This window comes from Alkalibacterium sp. s-m-28 (assembly GCF_054658175.1).
The window spans coordinates 1-1,164 of the sequence record NZ_BAAGIQ010000202.1; the positions used below are offsets into that span (position 1 = coordinate 1).

Annotated in this window: 1 protein-coding gene; it reads right to left on the reverse strand. The window is 42.0% G+C overall.

Annotation, left to right across the window (positions count from 1 at the left end; translation table 11 throughout):
- Positions 1 to 152: 152 nt before the first annotated feature.
- Positions 153 to 1,164, reverse strand: a 1,012-nt coding sequence (locus ACYQ4S_RS11935) for an IS6 family transposase (RefSeq protein ID WP_459771364.1), incomplete at its 5' end; no start/stop codon positions are given.

A 1,164-nucleotide genomic window follows, 5' to 3' on the forward strand; every position in this document is an offset into this window, starting at 1 on the left:
GTGACGGTAGACAAATCAAAGGCATGACAAATACACCCTTGAATTTAACCAGTTTAAACCATTCAAAAGTTCGGTTTGTCAAGGGTTCGCTTTGCCAAATGCTCATGTTCTTTTTCGTGCTGATGTAGACCACTTCGGGATCAGGTGCCAAATCAGGCGACACTTTGCACATACGTCTGTGCGAGCTCAATGATTTTCAGCCATTTCGCTGGCATATGTGGTTGCTTTTGGACTTCTGGGATTGGTACGGGCACGTGATAATCCAATGCCTCATGTGGGCGTAAGAAGTTATAAAAGGTCGTAAACAAAGTAACACGTACTTCTGCACCGTTTAGACTTTTAAACCCTGTCGTCACACGATAATCGGATTTAAATGACCGATTTAATCGTTCAATGGTTTGTTTCAGCCAGCGGTATTCTCTGGAGACGTCGTCTCCATTCGTTAAACCAATCACTTGAGTCACATCAAAGGGCACGTCATGTTTGGCAAAATATTGTTGAGCCAGTAAATAAATCGGATTACCGTCAACGATAAAGTTGATGTCATCCCGTTCTTCGGGATGATTGATTTTGATAAGGGCTTCACGCAAGGCTTCAATCGCCGCTTCTGTATCTCTGTGAGCAGAAATGTGATCAGACAGGATAATCTTATTCACAGCGTCAAAAAAGAAAAGCAGGTAGTGCCATTTTCCGCCGATACGGATATAGGTTTCGTCTCCACAAAATTGATCAGATAACTGGTAAGGATAATTCTCCGTAAACGGCTTAACCCATAAGGAGATCACTTCAGCCCAATTTAAAATGGTTTGATGAGATACCTTGACTTGATGAACATCATATAAAATTGCTGCGGTTTTCCGAGCAGAGAGTGCATAATTAATGTGGTACGTCATCGCTAAAGAAACCACGTGTTGTGATTTGTGAATACGAGATAAATCGACAGTTGGTTTGACCGGAGTCTCTTTAGCCAGCGGCTGAAATTCTTTTTGGAAATCTCGATAAATATAATGCAGTTTCAATCCTTGAGAATCTGCTAAATAAGTGGCTTTCAGATATGAATCTCTATGGATCTCACGCATTCGCTGTTGGTAGTACGGGCAGGCTTTCTTTTTACATTTGAAAATCTCGAACCCTTCCCGGGTTTTGATTTTCTCCAGTGCCCCC